Source organism: Microvirga roseola, from assembly GCF_020866965.1.
Classification (GTDB): Bacteria; Pseudomonadota; Alphaproteobacteria; order Rhizobiales; family Beijerinckiaceae; genus Microvirga; species Microvirga roseola.
Genome location: NZ_JAJATX010000152.1, coordinates 1 through 1,315, shown reverse-complemented (window position 1 = coordinate 1,315; position 1,315 = coordinate 1). Strand labels below are relative to the sequence as shown.

The window sequence follows — 1,315 nt, the reverse complement described above, 5'->3', positions numbered from 1 at the left end:
CTGCTTCAGTGGCCTTCTACCTCAATCAACGACTCCTGAGCCTAGTCTCGGCTCACCTAGGCTTTAGAGGCCACCTACCAGCACACTTCGGGCAGGCGCCGCTTCCAGCGCTCCCCACGTCGCAATGAAACTGGCATGCCAGCCCGCTTGGCCCGGCGCTGGGCAGCATTGAGGCCGCGCTTGCTGTTGGTTCGCACTCGATCCTGTACCAACATGGCGGCTCCGCCCTTGATCGGTGCCACTGCCTCGGTCCACTCCAGTTCAGGCGACAATTGTTCAGTCGCCGCAACTGATTTGATAGAGGAGACCTTATCTTTTAGCGCAGCCTCGTACAGGTCGGCATGCTCAGTACTGTTCTGTGCCGCAGCCTTGATCTGTTTTGGTGGGTTGTTTGCCTTGGCCTTGCTTCGCCTCATACGACGTTCTGCAGTCTGCTCCTCGCTCCTCTGTTGGCTCCGTTCCGCCAGCAAGTCAGGGCTCAGCACATTGGGTAGGATGCGCCCGGTTCGAAACTTCGTAGCGGGAGCTTCCGTACGAGTATCTGCAAGAGGGGAGTAGGTGCTGTCTTGGGCAGGATTTTTCTTGATGAGGTCGCCCCAGCTAAAAGCTGCCTGGGCAGAAGACGTACAAGTTGATGTCGCCGGCTCACTTTGCAACCGATCGCTTTCGACAGTCTCGAGCGCCTGGGGAGACCTGGACTTTTTTCGCTTGATTTCGACCGTGAACGCCGGCCTCGCCGCTCGATGGTGCACTTGACATACTCGTACTTTGGATCTGCTGGAGTGGAGGCGGATGCTATGCTGGGAGACTACGCCTACAGCATAGATAGGAATGCTAAGCTGCAGCTTGAAGGCTTATATACGCGGCATTCGGTAGCAACGACCACCAAGAAGCAGGTAAGTCCCTAGACGGACAAGGAAATCCCACGCTTGCGATCATTNGCCTACAGCATAGATAGGAATGCTAAGCTGCAGCTTGAAGGCTTATATACGCGGCATTCGGTAGCAACGACCACCAAGAAGCAGGTAAGTCCCTAGACGGACAAGGAAATCCCACGCTTGCGATCATTGAATGTTCGGAGCCCTCGGCAAGGGAGCGGTTTCAGCGATGCCAATCGTGGGAGCGGCCACTTCGGCAGTTTAGGTGCCTCAAAGGTCTCATGCCGACCTAAAAGCGGCCCTTCCTTTGTTCGGCCCTACTTCTCAGTTTGACCTGAGCGGACCATTGCGTGGCAGTGTATTCCATAACGCCCCGTTCCGCGAAAATGCCTTGTAGGCGCAAAGTTAAATTGTCAGCACTGAGCAAAGTCAAAATG

The 1,315-nt window shown here is 55.6% G+C and carries 1 protein-coding gene; it reads right to left on the bottom strand.

The window, feature by feature from the left end; all coding sequences use genetic code 11:
• Positions 1-74 precede the first annotated feature (74 nt).
• On the bottom strand, positions 75-416 hold the full coding sequence (locus LG661_RS24605) for a hypothetical protein (protein WP_230534627.1): 342 nt from the start codon (positions 414-416) through the stop codon (positions 75-77).
• Positions 417-1,315 lie beyond the last annotated feature (899 nt).

What these genes read in the sequence shown, in the direction of transcription:
- LG661_RS24605 (WP_230534627.1), bottom strand. Translation starts at nt 416, where the DNA reads ATGAGGCGAAGCAAGGCCAAGGCAAACAACCCACCAAAACAGATCAAG.